Here is a 15,587-nt window from a genome sequence, read left to right on the forward strand (position 1 = left end):
GGCAGCGCCGGCGCCCTGGGGCGGGCCGCTCAACGCGCACTAAAGGGCAACGGGCACAGCGCTTCTCAGGCCAGCACGGTGTCGGCCGCCGAATACCCGAAATCTCGCTCCACGCCTGGGCAATTCGACGCGCAATTGAGCAATCCGCCATCCGGTCCTACGGCTGGGGCAGCCGCCGCGGAAGGACTGGGCGGCCGGTCAGGAACGCGGGCACTGATTACCGTTGTCGCCATTGCATCGGCGCTGCTGTTGGCCGCTATCGGCGTCGTCATCGGCATCCTGGTCAGCCAAAGATCCGACCGCGGCGAAAGCCTGCCATCGACGATCGCCTACCCCACCGAGACGACCTCGGCCCCTGCTGAATCGACCGGCAGCGAAACGCCTTCGCTGTCATCAACACCGGCTCCCGGTACGGCGGAGCCGGCACCCGAGGATTCCGAGGCCGCCGCCCAGCAACGGCTGCGACAAGTCGCAAACCGCGACCGCCCCTTCGTCAACGAGATACTTGCCGATCATTGGGTGCCGCAACTCAGTTCCAAGCGTCCGGGAGTTAGGGACGCGGGCGTTGCGTGGAATAACGCGATGACGCTGCAGGAATTTCTTGACCTACGTGAGCGGTATCCCCAGGTAAAACTGCTGTGGTCGGGCGACTGGTCAACGTTCTCTGCGCCGAATTACTGGGTCACGATTGTGGGCATCACATTTCCCGACTCGTCCGGTGCGCTGGCATGGTGCAAAAGCCAAGGGCTCGATGATGACCACTGCATCGCCAAGTTCATCAGCACCACGAGCCCGGTCGAGGGAAGCACCGCCTACAACTGACTGTCGATCTGCAACAACGCTCGCGGCGGCGATCCATCTGCATTGCACTCAGACCTTGATGATCCTCAGACCGCCCACGCCGTCCAGAGCGGTGAAGTCAACGCCGGCGCCGAGGCTGCAGCGCGCTGAGCATCGCGACGGGCCGACCTTTGACAGTGATGGCGATGTCGTCCCCGGCCTGCACCCGGCGGAGCACTCCCGCTGTGTCGTTGCGCAGGTCACGGGAACCGACTTCGGTCATGCTACGAATGTAGCACTTCTGTAGCATCTCGGCGCGCCCAGCGAGTAGTCACTGCGGGGTTTGCGTCTCGAGTAACGCCTCGCAACTCACGTGGGCGCCGGCGGGTCCGGCTGATGCCCGAGGAGACGCGCGAAGGCGTCCACCGACGCCTCGTGGCTCGGTGGCCATTCGGTCTGCCAAACCCTCAGCGAGACATCAGCAAGCGGATCGAACTGGCTGGCTAATCGCGAGTACTCCCGCCTGCGCCACTCGCGCAGCCGGTCATCGCCTTTGAAGAACGCCACCAGCTGAGTGATCTGATCCTGCTGAACCTCAGCTGAAGCGCCGCCGCTGACGCCAATGCTATTCATCATGCTGTGGCGGCCCAGGGCGAATGGGCGATCACCATATTCCGACTCCGGCCGTGCGATCGACTTGTTGACTTGACGGCAGTTCATGCACGCCAGCCACGACCAGCGTGATGTGCCGCCAGCCGTCGCCCTGAAGCAGATGATGCACAGGTCTTGCTCGCTGGATACGTCGCAACCCCACTTCTCGGGTGAATCCTCGTCGCGGCACGACTGCCACCTGCCGTTCACCGGGCCGCGCAGGTCGCCGCACGGGATGTGCACGGACAACTCACGAATGCGCTCGCGCAGTGCCGCGTCGGTTGCGCTCAACTCCCGCGCGGTCATTTCGCTACCGCCCGGTTCTTGATCGCCGGGGAGCAGCCGTGCGACGCTGCGTGCTCCTTCGCCTTCGACTTCGACGCGTTCGCCGTCACGCTAAAACGATTGCCAGACATTGCAGTACTCCCGAAATGTCGGGCCTCCACCGTGGGAGGCGCTCTTGCCGTCACCAATTGGTGCCGGCCGCTTCGTCATCCGAGCCACCCACGAGCGTGGGGTTGGCGTGCCGCCTAGTCGGAGCTTGGCGACGGCATCTCATGAAGCGAATTCAGATTAGCGCACCGGACCGACAAATCCGTTGGGGCCTTCGGAAAGCCGCTAGTTGCGGCCAGATTCGACGACGACCAGACGCGGCCGCAGCCGCTGCGGCGTGATTTGGACACCCGCCGCAAGATCGTCGATCAGCGCATCGGCATAGTCCACCAAACCGGCGACGTCGATCCCATGGCGTCCCGGGCGGTCGGCGTGCGCAAGACGGGCTGACGCGCTGCGCAGCAGACTCGTTGCCCCCGTGACGTTGCCGCGCTGGACGTGAGTGATGCCAACTGCGAGCTGCGCCAAGCCTTGCCACGACATCCGTTCATCGTCGGGACCGGACTTCCACGCCGCCTCAAGGACCTCGTGCGCGTTAAACGCCAGACCCTGGTCTAGCAAATCCTGCGCATAGGCCAGGGTTTCGGCGGGTGCCAGCTCCAGGTCATCGGAGATCCGCGGAGCGCCCGCACTGCCGTAGGGCAGCGGCCGGCCCAGAGAATCACGCGGACGGGTACTTCGGGGCCGGCCCGAGTCGTCCCGATCACGCTCGGCCATGTGCCAATCATGGCAAGCCACGCTGTGAGACAACCGGCCCTACTCGGCCTCCAAGCTCAACTGAGGGCTCTCCACATCCCGACGCTCGCTGGTCGCCATGAAGTCCTCGATCAGCTCGACCACCTCGTTGGGCGCCTCCACCTGCGGGAAGTGCCCGACCCCCGGCAGGATCTCCAGCCTGCTGTCCGAGCGCGCCTCACGCGCGGCATAGGCGTGGTCGACGGGAATGATGCCGTCCCGATCACCCCAGATCGCCATGATCGGTAGCTCCTCACGCAGCCGCAGCCTGTTCAGCCCACTGACCGCTTGCCCGCGGTAATCGACCACAGATCGAAGCGTCTTCAGGAACGACGACCGGGTTTCGGGGTCCGACAGCGACGAATACGCGCTCCAGATCTCGGCGCCGCGCGGCGACTGAATGCCGGCGCTTCGAAACCACGACCTGATCTGGTTGCCGACGGTGAGCACCGGCTTGGGCGCGATGATCGGCAACACCAGCTCCGCCCCAGGCGCCGACAGCAGCCGCAGCACCAGTCCAACGTCGGGACCCAGCCCGCCGCTGCTGATCAGGATCAACCGCTTGACGTAGTCGGGGTGCTGGTAGACGAACTGCATGGCGACCCCGCCGCCCAGCGAATGCCCGACCACGGTGGCCTGGCTGACGCCGAGTTCGTCGAGGAAGTCGCGCAGCAGCACCGCGAATGCGCCCAGCGAGTAGTCGCTGCGGGGTTTCGCTGACTCGCCGTGACCCAGCAGGTCGGGTGCGAGAAACGCCCGCCGCTGCTCCGGGCTTAAGGCACCTCCGGCCGCCCCACCGGCCGGTCAGTCACCCGCCCCCGCACCCTCACCGACCGCGACGAGCAGCATGAACGTCCGCTCCCCCTTGCCGGCCTTGGTCGTCAACTCCAGCGGGTAGTACCCGTCCCGCACCGACTTATCCACCTTGACCGTCAGCGTCGACGTGCCAGACCCGTCGCCGTCGAACTTCCCCGACACCGGCTCCGCGGAAATCCCTTGCACAGCAGCTTTCCCGCTAATCGAGTAGTCATCCGGCCCGTCGACCATCCGCTGCACGTTGACCGTCACATCGGTCTCCGTCCCGGCGTCCATCGCAACGACGGACGGTGTGACGTTCATCGTCACCGCCAGGCTGCCCGCCCCGAACGACGGCGGCGCCGAATCAGCAGCAGTCCCCCACGACTTGTTCGGCTTGCTCGACAGCGAGAACGCCAGCTCACCGCCACCGGCGAGCACCGACTCCGGCAGATACGTCTTGTTCGTCGGCTTGCCGTCGACGTGCAGCCCGGCGATGTACTGCATCCGGTGGTGCCCAGACGCCCCGGGCGCAGAGATCCGAATGGATCTGTCTGCGGGCAAGGCAATCTCGACGCGATCAAACAACGGCGTGTTCACCGTCAGTGTCGACGTCCCCGGAATGCTGGGATACAGACCAAGCGACGCCCAGACGAACCACGCCGACATCGCGCCCAAGTCGTCGTTGCCCGGCTCACCATTAGGCGTCGGACTGAACAGCGTGCTGCGCACCTTGTCGACCAACTGCTGTGTCTTCCAAGGCTGCCCGAGGTAGTTGTACAGCCACGGCACCGAGAAGTTCGGCTCGTTGCCCGCCCACATGTACGGGTCCACCGGACCGACATTGAGCTGCGAGGTGAACTTGTCGAGCCGCTGCGACACCGCATCCCGGCCACCCAGCGCGGTCACCAGGCCGGCGATGTTCTGCGGCACGTACCAGACGTACTGTTCGGCGTTGCCCTCGTCGAACCCCGCCTGGCTGAAGCAATCCTTGCCGGGCGGCACCACCGCGGGCCCGGAGCGGAAGAAGCCGAGCGCATTGCGCGGCGAGATGGAGTGCGTCGTCGGGTTGAACAGGTTCTGCCAGTATTGCGCCCGGTCCTGAAATTCGTTCGCAATATCGGAATCACCCAAGGCAGCGGCGAATTGGGAAACGGCGAAGTCGTCGATCGACCACTCCAGCGAGATGGACGCCGCTGGAAACGAGCCGCGGCACGACGACGACGGCAACGGCAGATACCCGCGCTTGAGATATGTGCCGATCGCCGGCCGCTCCACATACCCATTGCGCCCGACCCCGCCCTCGGTCGCGGCGTCGAGCATGAAGTGCAGTGCCCGCTCGGTGTCAAAGTCCTTGGCGCCGAACGCATAGAAGTTCGCGATCAGCGGCACCACGCTGTCGCCGGTCATCTCCGCGGTCGCGGTATTGGCCAGCGCCCACCGCGGGAACGACCCGCTCTGCTCGGCGTCGTTCACCAGCGACTGCGCCATGTCGCTGGCCTCGCGCGGGAACACCATCGCCTGCAGCGCGGCCACCCCGCGGTAGGTGTCCCAGTCGGAGTAGTTCGCGTACTGGGTGTGGCCCGGCGGCACATCATGCACATCGCCGTCGAACCCGATGTAGCGCCCGTCGACGTCGTTGAACGTGTTGGGGTTCAACAGCGAATGGTAGAGCGCGGAGTAGAAGGTGACGATGTCGTCCTCGGTGTAGCCGGCGATCCTGATCCGCGACAGCGCGTCATTCCACTGCTTCGAGGCGGCGGCCCGGATGTCGTCAAATCCAACAGCCGCCTCGTCCAGATTTTTGCGTGCCCCGCCAATGCTCACGTAGGACAACGCAGTTCGCACCTCGAGGTTCACCCCGGCGGGAAACTCGACGTATCCCCCGCTGGACCCTTGGTAACTCGAATAGGCGCTGCGGCCGTTGGGGTACACCGTGAAACCGTCCCAGGTGCCGAACGAGGTGAACGGCTGGCTGAACTTCATCGCGAAATACACGGTGTAGACATTGTTCTTGCCGCAGAACCCGCCGCTGGTGGCCGACCCGGTGATCGTGGTGTTGTCGTGGCTGATTGCGATGTTGGCGGCCGAGGTGCCGCCCAACGATCCACCGGGCCGGATGAAAAACCGCGCCGCGCGGTCGCCCGGATAGTGAAAGCGCCCCACGCCGGTGCGGTTGGTCGCGGTCAGCTCCGCGGTCACACCCGCCGACGGCAACCGCACCGTGTAATACCCCGGCACGCCGCGCTCGTCGTTGTCGTGCGCGATCTCCTCCGAGGCGTCCCATGGCTCGTCACCGACCGGACTGGTCGTCGGCAGCATCGAGATGTCGCCGAACGCCGGGCAGCCCACCGAGGCGTGCGTCATGCTGAACCCCGTCGACCGGTCGTTGGAATGGTTGTAGCCCGCGTAGTTGCCGACGGTGTCCGGCGAGTACTGCACCATCCCGAACGGCACTGTCGGGCCCGGGAACTGGTTGATCTCGCCGACCGTCTTGCCGCCGTTGCCGGTGCCGATCAGGGTGTCGACGTGCTCGACGGGGTTGGCCACCATCGGCGGCGGTTCGTACGACGTGGGCGTGGCACTGACCAGCATCGCGCTGACCAGCAGAGCTGCCGCGAGCAACGCCACGGCACTCCGTCGTGACCGCATAACCGAATTTTGCTCCTTGGGGCTCGCTCGGTGTGGGACGCGGGCCGTGTCGAGTTGGCTGGGCCCCGCGCCGGGCGTGTCAGCGTCCCGTGCTGGCCCGGAGTGTGCGGCCCGCCTGATGAAGACGCGCCGGCGACAATCGCGTGATCCTGCGGCGCAATGCGGCGCGCGGCAGGGTGTGAATGGTGTCGAAGTTGACGCGACCAACCGTTCCAAATCCGCAGAGGAGTGCAGGTAGCAAGGCGGTCGAAATCCGCGTCCGCGTGCAGCAGCGGGACGCCGGTACGCACGCACGGGGCGGCGATCAGACAGTCGCCTGCGGTGCGCGATTGTCGTTGAGGACGTCGATCCAGACGCTGGTGTCGACGACGATCACGACCGGCCGCTACGCCACCCAGAACATCACCCGATGTAAAGTGATGTCATGCGCACCCAGATCACGCTCACCGAGCAGGAGCTCGCGCTACTGGATCGCGCCGCGCAGGCAACCGGGGCGTCCCGGTCAGAATTGATCCGTCGGGCAATTCACACCGCCTACGGAAGCCGAAGCAAGCAAGAGCGAACGGCAGCGCTGAAAAGCAGCGCCGGCGCGTGGCGGGGACGGGATGTGACCGGTGCCGAATATGTCGACGCCGTCCGCGACAACCTCGACGATCGCTTGAGCAAGCTCGGCTTGGCATGAAACTGGTCGACACCACCATCGCGGTCGACCATTTGCGCGGCGAACCCGCAGCTGTCGAGCTACTCACGGCGCTGACCGAGGCCGGCGATGACTTGGTGGCAAGCGAGCTGGTCCGGTTCGAGCTCTTGGCGGGAGTCCGACACAACGAACTTCCCGCTCTCGAGGAGTTCTGCTCCGCCTTGCGTTGGGCGCAGGTGAGCGAGGATGTCGCTCGCGTCGCCGGACAGTTGGCTCGCCGGTACCGAAAGAGCCACAGCGGCATCGGCGCGGTCGACTACTTGATCGCTGCGACCGCGATTGTGCTCGACGCCGACGTGCTGACGACGAATGTGCGACACTTCCCGATGTTTACCAAGCTGGCGGCTCCCTATTAGCGGTCCGGTGTCGCTAATTCGACAACAGCTGGTCGGTTGCGACGAGGCTGCGCCGAAATCGACGGCACCGCGGAAAACCGCGAGTGGCCAGCAAGCTGGCGTAAATTTCGCGCACCGCGGCAACGTGGCACATCCCGCCGGTCAAACCCCTGCCCAAAACGTGTGAGCCCTAAATCCGGCGGGCGTAGACGAATTCGTTGCCCGGCACCAGGTCTTTGACCGCCTCGTCGGCGCCCCGACCGAAGTCGGCCATCAACTCGGCGGCCGGTGTCACCGTCACCTGAAAGCCGTGGCGGGCGAACCAGTCGCCGACCGGTTCGCGCTCCTCGAAGTACCACAACTCGTCGGTCCGGGGGACCTCGCGTCCCGGCTGGACTTTGGCCAGCACGCTGCGGACCCGATCCATCCGCGCGCGCCGCTTGGCCCGTAGTTCCTCGTCGAGGAATGTCGGCCCGAGCGCCTCGACCGCGACGCGGCTACCGGGGGCGGCGAGGTCGTGGATGCGCTCGAACAGCAGTTCCTGCGCCGCGTTCGGCAGGTACGGCATCAGTCCCTCGGCCGACCACACGCTCGGCTGAGAAGGGTCGAAACCGGCCTCCTGCAACGCCTTCGGCCAGTCGTGCCTGAGGTCGACAGCCACCTCGACCCTGTTGGCGGCGGGCTTTGCGCCGTGATCGGTCAGCGTCGACAGCTTGAAGTCCAGCACCCGGTCCTGGTCGAGTTCGTAGACCGTCACGCCGTCCGGCCAGGGCAGCCGCCACGACCGCGCATCGAGGCCGGCCGCCAGGATCACTGCCTGCTTGATGCCCGCGGTGGCCGCGGTGAGGAAGAACGAGTCGAAGAATTTGGTCCGGGTGGCCATGTAGCTGACCATCGCGTCCATCTGCAGCGGCAACTCGGGCTCGGCCTCGAGTACCTCGGCCGGCAGCTCCGCAGCCGAGTGCCAGCTCCACACGCCGTCGCCGACGGCGTCGAGGAACACCCGCGCGAACGGGTCTTGGATCAGCGGTTTGGCGCTCTCGGTCTCCGCCGCGCGGGCCGCCGCCACGCCCAGCGCGGTCGCCCCCACACTCTCGGTGATTTCCCAGGAGTCATTGTCAGTTCTGGTCATCACTCGAAAGTACGTGAGTTGGCTAGGTAATGGCTGTGCGTCGTCTCGGTGGCCTCATTCGTCACGGCAGGGAGTGGGTGACCGTTTTCGAAAACGTGGCCGCATGCGATATCACTCGGGTCTGCCACCGGACGGCTGATATCGCCTGTGGTCTCGTTTTCAAAACAGGGACTATGCCCGAACTCTGGTGCACGGGTTACAGCTGTGACTCATGACGGCGTAGAAGCAGGCACAGCGACCGGCAATCCGGCTATCGACTGAGGTCACCAGTTATGTTGTCGGCGGAACGCTGACAGACGCAGTCCGGAGGTTGCTGGGAGCATGCTCGTCGACGGTCGCGAGGTCAGGGTTTCCGGCAACTTGCTGCAACCCCTGATTCGGCGCACCAACGACATGCTGCGGGTCGCGCTGTCGGGGTCGCTGCTGGCGGTCGTGATCACCAGTTCGCTGATCACCCGCACCCGCTGGGACGGGCTGGAGATGTCCATCTCGCATGTCGTCGGGGTGTTGACGCCAACCCAGTCCGACGTGGTCTACCTGGTGTACGGCCTCGCGGTGTTGGCGTTACCGTTCATGATCCTGTTCGGCCTGATCATCGCCCGGCAGGGGCGACTGCTGATCCCTTACGCCGCGGCCGCAGCGCTCTCGATCCTCGCGTTGTCGATCAGCGGTACGGGCATCGCCGCGCCGCAGTGGCATTTCGACCTGTCCGACCGGCTGCGCACTGTCTTATCCCAATTCCTTGACGACCCGCGCTGGATCGGAATGCTCGCCGCGGTGCTGACCGTGTCCGGCCCGTGGCTGCCGGCCCGCTGGCGGCGCTGGTGGTGGGCCCTGCTGCTGGCGTTCATCCCGATCCACCTGGTCGTCAGCGCGGTCGTGCCGGCCCGCTCGCTGCTGGGTATCGCGGCGGGCTGGTTCGTCGGCGGGCTGGTGATCCTGGTCAGCGGCACCCCCGCCTTGGAGGTGCCGCTGGACGGCGCGGTGCGCGCGATGGCCAAACGCGGGTTTCCGGTGACCTGCCTGCGGGTGTTGCGCCCCGCCGGGTCGGGGCCGCTGATCCTCGCCGCCATCACCGAGGACTCGGATGAGAACGCCGTCGTCGAGATGTACGGTCCGCATCAGCGAAGCGGTGGCGCGCTGCGGCAGGTGTGGCGGATTCTTCGGCTGCGCGACAACGAGACCGCTCCGCTGCAGGCCTCGATGCGTCGCGCGGTCGAACATCGCGCGCTGATGGCCATCGCGATCGGCGAGCTGGGTATCGCCAACACCACCACGATCGCCGTCGGCACCCTGGACCGTGGCTGGACGTTGTATGCGCACAAGCAGATTCGCGGCGAGCCGCTGAACAAGTGCCACACCTCGACACCGGTGGCCGAAGTCTGGGAATCGCTGCGCAAGCTGCAAAAGCACCAGATCGCGCACGGCGATCTGCGCAACAAGGAGATCACCGTCAGCAACGGCGCGGTGTTCTTCGGCGGCTTCGGCAGCGCGGAATACGGTGCCACCGACAACCAATTACAGGCCGACATCGCTCAGCTGTTGGTGACGACGTCGTCACTCTACGGCGCGGACGAGGCCGTCGCCGCGGCGATCGCGGTACTCGGCCGCGACACCGTGCTGAGCGCATCGCGTAGGCTCACCAAAACTGCAGTGCCGAAACATATCCGGAGCTCGGTCAACGACGCCAAGGCCGTCATCTCCCGCAGCCGCGCGGCGGTGATGCGCCAAACCGGTACCGAGAAAATCCAGCCCGAAGCGGTCACCCGGTTCAGCCGTAGCCAGCTCATCCAGCTGCTGCTGCTCGGCGCGTTGGTCTACGTCGCCTATCCGTTCATCAGCACAGTGCCGACGTTCTTCAACGCCCTGGGCAAAGCCGACTGGTGGTGGGCGCTGCTCGGCCTGGCCATCTCGGCCTCGACCTATGTCGGCGCCGCGGCTGCACTGTGGGCCAGCGCCGACGAGTCGGTAAACTTCTGGCGGCTGTCGATTGCGCAGGTGGCCAACACCTTTGCCGCGACCACCACCCCGGCCGGCGTCGGCGGGCTCGCGCTGAGCACCCGAATTCTGCAGAAGAGCGGCCTGAGCACGACGCGCGCCACCACCGCGGTCGCGCTGCAGCAGTCGATGCAGGTGATCATGCACGTCCTGCTGCTGATCTTCTTCAGCACCGCGGCGGGCGCCGGAACCGACCTGTCGCACTTCGTGCCGAAGTCGACGATGCTCTACTTGATTGCCGGTGCGGCGCTGGGCCTCGTCGGGGTCTTCTTGCTGATTCCCAATGTGCGACGCTGGCTCTCGACGGCGGTGACTCCCAAGCTCAAGGAAATCGTCGCCGACATCATCGAGGTCGCGCGCGAACCGAAGCGGATGGCGTTGATCGTGTTGGGTTGCAGCGGAACGACTCTCGGCGCGGCGTTGGCGCTGTGGACCAGCGTGGCGGCGTTCGGCGGTAACGCGTCGTTCGTCACCGTCACCGTGGTGACGATGGTCGGCGGCACGCTCGCCTCGGCGGCACCCACTCCCGGCGGCGTCGGCGCGGTCGAAGCCGCGCTGATCGGTGGGCTGGCCGCCTTCGGTGTGCCCGCGGCCGTGAGTGTGCCGTCGGTACTGCTGTACCGCGTGCTGACTTGCTGGTTGCCGGTGTTCATCGGATGGCCGGTGATGCATTGGCTGACCCGCAACGACATGGTCTAGGCGTTGAAAAGCCCCAGCCCCAGGGTGTGCGCGATCTGGGTGATCGCGGCCTGGGCACGCACGCTGTTGCCCGCCTTGTCCAGCGGCGGCGAATAGGCGGCGATCGCCAGCTTGCCCGGCGACACCGCGACCAGTCCACCCCCGACGCCGCTCTTGGCCGGCAACCCGACACTGTAAGCCCAGTCACCGGAGGCGGTATAGAGACCTTCCATCGTCATCAAAGCCAGCACGTGCGGCACGTTGGTCTTGGCGATCACCCTTTTGTGGGTGCGGGGATTGACGCCGCCGTTGGCCAGGGTCGCGCCCATGAACGCCAGGTCGACGGCGGTCACCAGCGTTGAGCACTGCAGCGTGTAGATATCGCAGGCTTCCATCGGGTCGCAGTACATATATCCGCCGCAGAGCAGCAGCCATGCGATCGCCCGGTTGTGGAAGTTGGTGGCCCGCTCGGAGGCGGCGATCTCATCGCTGAGCGAAATCTCACGCCCCGCGAAATCGCTTTGGCCGCGCAAGATCTGCGCAAAGCGGTCGTCGGCATCGCGGGCCGACACCAGGCTGGTTGCTGTCATCGCGCCCGCGTTGACCATCGGCGACATCGGCATGTCGTTGTGAAGTTCGAGCGCCAACACCGAATTGTATGCCGCGCCAGTCGGATCGGCGCCCACTTTGCGGTGAAACTTCTGCGGACCGACCTGTTCGAGGGCAAGCGCGGCGGTGAAGACCTTCGAGATCGATTCCAGCGCGAACGGACATTCGGCATCGCCCGCCGAAAAGGTCTGACCGTCAACAGTTGCCACGCAGATGCCGAAAAGGTTGGGATCCACCGTCGCCAGAGCCGGTATGTAGTCGGCGTTTTTGCCGCGGCGATTCTTCTGGTGCTTCGCGTGGGCGGTGGTGACGGACTCAACGATCTGGTCGGCGGTGATCATTCAGCGCCCACCGGTGCGGCCCGACTCGATGTGCGTCCACGGTTGGTGCGGACGATCCTTCAGATAGCCCCGCTGCCAATCCCATTGCGGATGCTGACGCAGGAATTCCTCGGCGTCGAACTCCGTACCGTCGGCACGCCCAAACCGGGCCCAGAGATTGAGCGCCTTGATGTCGGCTGAGGTCGCGACCTTGCCATCCACCGATCCGAATGGTGTGAACGGGGTCAGGCCGCTGAAGTGGCAGGGATCGACGTCGGAATGCGCGCAGATGGTCCGGGACGACGGGTGGATGTAGCCGAGGTAGGTGTCGAACGTGTCGGCCAGCATGCGCTGGCCGACCTCGACGTCGATGTGCCCGTGATGCTGACCGAGCAGTTGGCGCCAGCGAACCTCCCGCGCGCCATTGGCAGAGCGCACGTCGCTGAACCCGGTCCCGGAGCACTCCAGGTTGCGGATCCGCGGATCCGACGGAGCGTTGTCACCCCAGAAGTGGCCATCGGTCGTGCGGCTGAGGCTCTGATACACCAGGCCCTCCTCGTAGCGTGCGATCTCACCGGTGTTGGCGTCACCGATCAACCACGAATTGGCATATCCGCCGTTGTTGTCGCAGTTGAGCATCTCGACCCAGTGGTCGATGTCCTGAGCGTATTGCGAGGCCTTGCGGGCACGGATGAACTCCGGCGCCCGCGTCTCGTCATAGCCCTTGAACCCGTCGTAGCCGCCGATGGTCGTTTCGGTGATCGCCAGGCCGGCGCTGGTCAACCAGAAATCGCTCATGCTGGCAATCCAACCCGGCGCGGTCTGCATGACCATCCGGTTGCCGTCGTCCGGGGAGATGTCCAGGATGACGTTCTCGAACTGGCCCTGCCAGAAGCCGGTGAAGCTGGTGTGGCCTATGACGATCGACCCGTCGGAGGTTGCACTGCCGGTCGCGATGAAGGCGCTGCAGTGATTGCCCTCGCCACCGGTCGGCGCCAACGCGGTGTAGCGCCCCGAGTTCTTCGGCCACCAATAGCCGGTGAGTTCCATCCAGTCGTTGATGCCGAGCACATCGTTGAACGTGGCCGGCACCCCCGCAGCGGTCAGACCCGCGGCCACGCCGAGCATTTCTTCGCGCAGTTCGTCGGGGATTTTGTCGGCGTGTAGTTCGACGGCCCGTTCGACGAAGAAGTCATAGGACATCCCGATGTCCTGATAAGTCATCTCCCGGTACACCGGGATCGATTCGGCATACTCCTCGGCGACGAGGTAGCCGTACTGGAATCCACGGGCGGCCGGGGATCCTTTGACCGTGAGATGCACCCATCCGTCGACGTCGCGGCGGGTGGCGTCGGACAGCCAACCCTGCTGCTCCTTTGTAAGATCGGCGGGTGTGACTCTTGCCAACGGCTGAGCCCGTCCCGGTGGTGGTTGCACGTCATGACCGTTCGTATTCGAAGCCATCCCCGTTACATACCCCCCGCGCCAGGAACTTACGCCACGCCGACTTTAGTGCCGCGCGACCCGCGCCCCGGTGTCCTTGCTCACACTGTGTTGGTTCGGTACCCGGCATGTGGGTTAAGATCGCAGACAACGTTGGTGCTACCGAAGCCAACAACGTCGTGGATTGCTCCGACATTCGAATCCAAGCTTTTTCGCGGCGATCGATTTTGCCCACCGGCAATCTCGCCACATCTCGATGCCTGAAAGGCACCACACCACTGTGACATCTCCGTCCTTCGTTGAGCTCGGCGTGCCCGAGCGACTGATCAGCAACCTGTCCGCGCGCGGAATCGCCGCGCCGTTCCCGATCCAGGTCGACACGCTGCCCGACACTCTGGCCGGACGCGACGTGCTCGGCCGCGGCAAGACCGGCAGCGGTAAGACACTGGCCTTCTCACTTCCCTTGGTAGCCCGGCTCGCAGCGGCCAAGCGGCGGCCCAAGCACCCGACCGGCCTGGTGCTGGCCCCCACCCGCGAGCTGGCCTCCCAGATCACCGCGACGCTGGAGCCGCTGGCCGCCAGCTACGGCCTGAAGGTCACCACGATCTTCGGCGGGGTGTCGCAAACCCGCCAGGAGTCCGCCCTCAACGCCGGAGTAGACATCGTCGTCGCCTGCCCGGGCCGGCTGGAAGACCTGATGCGCCAGCGACTGATCAGCCTCGACTCGGTCGACATCACCGTGCTCGACGAGGCCGACCACATGGCTGACCTCGGCTTCCTGCCCGGCGTCACCCGGATCCTGGCGGCAACGCCGCCGACCGGTCAGCGACTGCTGTTCTCCGCGACCCTGGACAACGGCGTCGACAAGCTGGTCAAGCGGTTCCTGCGCAACCACATCATGCATTCGGTCGACGAGGTCAACTCGCCGGTGCCGGAGATGACCCACCACGTCTTCCACGTCGAAAGCGCCGGCGCCAAAACGGAATTGGTGCACCGGTTGGCCTCGGGCACCGGTCGCCGGATCCTGTTCATGCGCACCAAGCATCAGGCCAAGAAGCTGGCCCGCCAGCTCACCGAGTCAGGTGTGCCGTCAGTTGACCTGCACGGCAACCTTTCTCAGCCCGCCCGCGACCGCAACCTGGCCGCTTTCGCGTCGGGCGAGGCCCGGGTTCTGGTGGCCACCGACATCGCCGCCCGTGGCGTGCACGTCGACGACGTGCAACTTGTGGTGCACGTCGACCCGCCCGCCGAGCACAAGGCTTACCTGCACCGCTCCGGCCGTACCGCCCGGGCCGGCAGCTCCGGTGACGTGGTCACGGTCGTGCTGCCCGACCAGCGCAGGGACACCTCGGCGCTGATGAAGCGGGCCGGTATTGCCGCGCGCCCGCAGCAAGTCACCGCGGCCTCGGAGCCCGTCGTACAACTGGTCGGCGAGATCGCGCCGTACCAGGCGCCCACCGCCAGGCCGGCGATCGCGCCGCTCAACCGGGCACCGCGACGCCGCCCGAACCGTGGTGGCGAGCACGCCAAGGCCACCGCCCGCAGCAGCCACGGCAACCGCAGGGTTCGCCGACCCGTTTAGAGCTTGTTTCGATTGTTTCAATCGAATGTGGCCGCTGGTAGCCTGGAGTGATGTCCGCTACCGTGGCCCAACAGGTCGCCGAGCGTGCGTTGGCCGAACCCGGCTTCGCCGAAGTGCTGGACGCCGTCCTCAAAGCGCCGACCACTCCGCAAGGAACGTTGGAGCGGGTCGCGGCCCACAGCCTGAACGAAGAACGCCGCAGCGCGTTGGTCTGCGATTTCGTCGACGGCTCGTTGGCGACGCCAAAAGTGCAGCAGCGCTTGGCATTGCAGTCGCCGCAGGCCGTGCATCGGCTCCGCAGCCGGGGCAAGCTACTCGGCTCGGCGGTCGGCAACCAAACCTACTTCCCGGCTTGGCAATTCGATGCCGATCGAATAAGGACCGATCTGCCGCAGATCCTCGAACTGCTGTCCGAGTTCACCTCCGACCCGCTGGCCGCCGATCGGATCATGCGGCTCACGCACGACGAACTTGGCGGCTCGTCGATCGCCGAGGCACTGCGCCGTCCGAAGACCGCTGACGCCGCGTGGCGGATGCTCGCCGGCATTGGTGCCTGACCTTCCCGCCGGCTACCGCAAGCCACTGCCCGACGCGCGACCGGTCGGGCTGCGGCGTCGCCGCGTCGAGGCCGGCAGCGAGTTGTGGCGCGTCGAGGCGACCGCACCCGAAGACTGGACCTGGGCCGGGTTCCCGACCGCCCGGTACCGCTTCGACCCCGAGTCGGGGGCATTCCGAACCCGTTACGCCGCAGGCGCTCTCGTCGGCGCGTTCCGCGAGCGCTACC

General features: G+C 65.8%; 12 protein-coding genes, 4 pseudogenes and 1 riboswitch. Of the genes and pseudogenes, 7 read left to right on the forward strand and 9 right to left on the reverse strand.

All coding sequences use genetic code 11. The annotated features are described in order from the left end of the window. The first annotated feature begins 78 nt into the window (after positions 1 to 78). A complete protein-coding gene (locus ABDV69_RS02700; RefSeq protein WP_343571793.1) occupies positions 79 to 822 on the forward strand; it encodes a hypothetical protein in 744 nt (247 codons plus the stop codon). A 100-nt stretch (positions 823 to 922) separates the two neighbouring features. Here ABDV69_RS02700 and ABDV69_RS02705 read toward each other — a convergent pair. The 6 genes and pseudogenes from ABDV69_RS02705 to ABDV69_RS02730 form a co-directional block, all read right to left on the reverse strand. After that, positions 923 to 1,063 (reverse strand): annotated as a pseudogene (locus ABDV69_RS02705) (type II toxin-antitoxin system prevent-host-death family antitoxin); the annotation flags it as partial. Positions 1,064 to 1,149: 86 nt separating this feature from the next. Then, positions 1,150 to 1,737 carry a hypothetical protein gene (locus tag ABDV69_RS02710; RefSeq protein WP_343571794.1) on the reverse strand — a complete coding sequence of 196 codons (588 nt, stop codon included), beginning with the start codon at positions 1,735 to 1,737 and terminating at the stop codon, positions 1,150 to 1,152. 145 nt (positions 1,738 to 1,882) lie between these two features. After that, a riboswitch (SAM riboswitch) is annotated at positions 1,883 to 1,994 on the reverse strand. A gap of 55 nt (positions 1,995 to 2,049) precedes the next feature. Continuing rightward, the gene (locus ABDV69_RS02715; RefSeq protein WP_343571795.1) at positions 2,050 to 2,541 is read right to left on the reverse strand and encodes a DUF309 domain-containing protein; all 492 of its coding nucleotides are present in this window, start codon (positions 2,539 to 2,541) and stop codon (positions 2,050 to 2,052) included. A gap of 39 nt (positions 2,542 to 2,580) precedes the next feature. Continuing rightward, a pseudogene (locus ABDV69_RS02720) lies at positions 2,581 to 3,339 on the reverse strand (alpha/beta fold hydrolase); the annotation flags it as partial. Positions 3,340 to 3,363: 24 nt separating this feature from the next. Further along, complete coding sequence (locus tag ABDV69_RS02725; protein ID WP_343571796.1) at positions 3,364 to 6,006, reverse strand: GH92 family glycosyl hydrolase; 2,643 nt, start codon at positions 6,004 to 6,006, stop codon at positions 3,364 to 3,366. Between the two features lie 79 nt (positions 6,007 to 6,085). Next, a pseudogene (locus tag ABDV69_RS02730) lies at positions 6,086 to 6,205 on the reverse strand (type II toxin-antitoxin system PemK/MazF family toxin); the annotation flags it as partial. Positions 6,206 to 6,430: 225 nt separating this feature from the next. Here ABDV69_RS02730 and ABDV69_RS02735 point away from each other — a divergent pair. Both ABDV69_RS02735 and ABDV69_RS02740 read left to right on the forward strand, forming a co-directional pair. Beyond that, positions 6,431 to 6,688 (forward strand): CopG family transcriptional regulator, encoded by a 258-nt coding sequence (locus ABDV69_RS02735; protein WP_343571797.1) that lies wholly within the window; start codon positions 6,431 to 6,433, stop codon positions 6,686 to 6,688. After that, complete coding sequence (locus ABDV69_RS02740) at positions 6,685 to 7,062, forward strand: type II toxin-antitoxin system VapC family toxin (protein ID WP_343571798.1); 378 nt, start codon at positions 6,685 to 6,687, stop codon at positions 7,060 to 7,062. The genes ABDV69_RS02735 and ABDV69_RS02740 overlap by 4 nt, the downstream gene beginning before the upstream one ends. A 169-nt stretch (positions 7,063 to 7,231) precedes the next feature. Here ABDV69_RS02740 and ABDV69_RS02745 read toward each other — a convergent pair whose 3' ends face one another. Beyond that, entirely contained in the window at positions 7,232 to 8,173 is a 942-nt protein-coding gene (locus tag ABDV69_RS02745) for a class I SAM-dependent methyltransferase (RefSeq protein WP_343571799.1), read from the reverse strand. Between the two features lie 321 nt (positions 8,174 to 8,494). Here ABDV69_RS02745 and ABDV69_RS02750 point away from each other — a divergent pair, with 321 nt between their 5' ends. After that, positions 8,495 to 10,870: a lysylphosphatidylglycerol synthase transmembrane domain-containing protein gene (locus ABDV69_RS02750; RefSeq protein ID WP_343571800.1), complete on the forward strand. Its 2,376-nt coding sequence runs from the start codon at positions 8,495 to 8,497 to the stop codon at positions 10,868 to 10,870. Here ABDV69_RS02750 and glsA read toward each other — a convergent pair. Both glsA and ABDV69_RS02760 read right to left on the reverse strand, forming a co-directional pair. Then, positions 10,867 to 11,799 (reverse strand): glutaminase A, encoded by a 933-nt coding sequence (gene glsA, locus ABDV69_RS02755; RefSeq protein ID WP_343571801.1) that lies wholly within the window; start codon positions 11,797 to 11,799, stop codon positions 10,867 to 10,869. The genes ABDV69_RS02750 and glsA overlap by 4 nt on opposite strands. Beyond that, positions 11,800 to 13,185, reverse strand: a complete 1,386-nt coding sequence (locus ABDV69_RS02760) for a C45 family peptidase (RefSeq protein ID WP_343571802.1) — start codon at positions 13,183 to 13,185, stop codon at positions 11,800 to 11,802. Positions 13,186 to 13,477: 292 nt separating this feature from the next. Here ABDV69_RS02760 and ABDV69_RS02765 point away from each other — a divergent pair, with 292 nt between their 5' ends. The 3 genes and pseudogenes from ABDV69_RS02765 to ABDV69_RS02775 all read left to right on the forward strand — a co-directional run. Next, positions 13,478 to 14,803 carry a DEAD/DEAH box helicase gene (locus ABDV69_RS02765; RefSeq protein WP_343571803.1) on the forward strand — a complete coding sequence of 442 codons (1,326 nt, stop codon included), beginning with the start codon at positions 13,478 to 13,480 and terminating at the stop codon, positions 14,801 to 14,803. A gap of 50 nt (positions 14,804 to 14,853) precedes the next feature. Further along, on the forward strand, positions 14,854 to 15,360 hold the full coding sequence (locus ABDV69_RS02770) for a hypothetical protein (RefSeq protein ID WP_343571804.1): 507 nt from the start codon (positions 14,854 to 14,856) through the stop codon (positions 15,358 to 15,360). After that, a pseudogene (locus ABDV69_RS02775) lies at positions 15,353 to 15,587 on the forward strand (RES domain-containing protein); the annotation flags it as partial. The gene ABDV69_RS02770 and the pseudogene ABDV69_RS02775, both read left to right, overlap by 8 nt.

The organism is Mycobacterium sp. (assembly GCF_039583785.1).
Classification (GTDB): domain Bacteria; phylum Actinomycetota; class Actinomycetes; order Mycobacteriales; family Mycobacteriaceae; genus Mycobacterium.

Coding starts and splice junctions, on each gene's coding strand:
- ABDV69_RS02710 (WP_343571794.1), bottom strand. CDS start 1,737: ATGACCGCGCGGGAGTTGAGCGCAACCGACGCGGCACTGCGCGAGCGC.
- ABDV69_RS02715 (WP_343571795.1), bottom strand. CDS start 2,541: ATGGCCGAGCGTGATCGGGACGACTCGGGCCGGCCCCGAAGTACCCGT.
- ABDV69_RS02725 (WP_343571796.1), bottom strand. CDS start 6,006: ATGCGGTCACGACGGAGTGCCGTGGCGTTGCTCGCGGCAGCTCTGCTG.
- ABDV69_RS02735 (WP_343571797.1), top strand. CDS start 6,431: ATGCGCACCCAGATCACGCTCACCGAGCAGGAGCTCGCGCTACTGGAT.
- ABDV69_RS02740 (WP_343571798.1), top strand. CDS start 6,685: ATGAAACTGGTCGACACCACCATCGCGGTCGACCATTTGCGCGGCGAA.
- ABDV69_RS02745 (WP_343571799.1), bottom strand. CDS start 8,173: ATGACCAGAACTGACAATGACTCCTGGGAAATCACCGAGAGTGTGGGG.
- ABDV69_RS02750 (WP_343571800.1), top strand. CDS start 8,495: ATGCTCGTCGACGGTCGCGAGGTCAGGGTTTCCGGCAACTTGCTGCAA.
- glsA (WP_343571801.1), bottom strand. CDS start 11,799: ATGATCACCGCCGACCAGATCGTTGAGTCCGTCACCACCGCCCACGCG.
- ABDV69_RS02765 (WP_343571803.1), top strand. CDS start 13,478: ATGCCTGAAAGGCACCACACCACTGTGACATCTCCGTCCTTCGTTGAG.
- ABDV69_RS02770 (WP_343571804.1), top strand. CDS start 14,854: ATGTCCGCTACCGTGGCCCAACAGGTCGCCGAGCGTGCGTTGGCCGAA.